Genomic DNA, 1,247 nt, shown 5'->3' on the forward strand with positions numbered 1-1,247 from the left:
CGTCCGTGGTGGACGGGCCCTCTGGCGTGCGCGACGGGCCTTTCAGAGGCCGTTGCAGGAGCCGTTGCAGGAGCCGTTGCAGGAGCCGTTGCACAGGCGGTTGGGGTCGTTCGGGCACTCCCCACTCACCAGCCGAGGTCACGCCGCGTGCTGGCCGTGGTGGGTGGTCAGACATCCCCGCCCTGGCCCCCGGCTGAAGCGCGCCGGAGGGAAAGGACGGGGATCGTGTGGCCGCTGCGCTCGGCTCCCCGTGCCGACGTCGCTCCGCAGCCCGTTGGGGCCGCCTCTGTGGGGCGTACGTGGGTTCCCGGCCCCGTGAGGTCGTGGCGTCACGAGCGAGGCTCTACGCTGCCGTTCATGGACATCTACGCCATGACGAACCAGAAGGGTGGTGTCGGCAAGACCGCCAACACCATCAACCTGGGCGCGGCGCTGGCCGAGGAAGGCCGCCGCGTACTGCTGGTCGACTGGGACCCGCAAGGCCACATGACCGAGGCGCTCGGGGTGGCCGAGAGCCCCGACGACAGGACAATGAAGGGCTGGGTCCTGGGGGAGTGGAGCGGCGACCCGCACGAGCTGCTTGTGGCCTACCGCGAGCGGCTGCACGTGCTGCCCACCAACATGGACATGTTCATGTTGGACAAGGGTCTGTACGCGGCGACGGCGCGCGAGATGCGGCTCGCCAAGCTCCTGGCCAAGTTCGAGAACGACTATGACGCCTGCGTCATCGACGCCCCGCCCTCCCTCGGGATCGGCACCGAGTGCGCCCTGATGGCCGCGCGCCGGCGGGAGGGCAAGCGCGGCGGCCTCCTGGTCCCGGTCGAAGCGGAAGACTCCAGCATCCGGGCGCTGCGACTGCTGCTGCGTCAGGTGGCGATCCTGAGCCAGGACATGGACGTGGACATCGACATCCTCGGCCTGATCCCCACGCGGTTCGACACCCGGGACGGCGAGATCGTGAGCAGCATGCTCGAAGCGTTCCGGAACCTGGGCCAACCGCCCGTCATCGCTGAGATCAAGAAGCGCACCGACATCCGCAAGGCATGGCGGGCCAAGGTGCCCGTCCTGGAGTACGACGCGAAGTGCGAGGCATCGCAGTGGTTCCGCGACCTGGCAAAGGTGGTGCTGGCCGCATGAACGCACCGCGGAACAGCTCTCAGCCCCCGCCGGACATGGGCGGCCTCACCGGCGACTGGGCCAGGCTCCAGGGGTTGCGACGCGACAAGACCGCGTCCGCACCTGAGCGC

The 1,247-nt window shown here is 69.4% G+C and carries 1 protein-coding gene; it reads left to right on the top strand.

The window, feature by feature from the left end; genetic code table 11:
* Positions 1-357 precede the first annotated feature (357 nt).
* Positions 358-1,137: a ParA family protein gene (locus tag ACFVXG_RS46145; protein ID WP_387857154.1), complete on the top strand. Its 780-nt coding sequence runs from the start codon at positions 358-360 to the stop codon at positions 1,135-1,137.
* The last annotated feature ends 110 nt before the right edge of the window (positions 1,138-1,247 follow it).

Source organism: Kitasatospora sp. NPDC058162, assembly GCF_042884005.1.
Taxonomy (GTDB): domain Bacteria; phylum Actinomycetota; class Actinomycetes; order Streptomycetales; family Streptomycetaceae; genus Kitasatospora.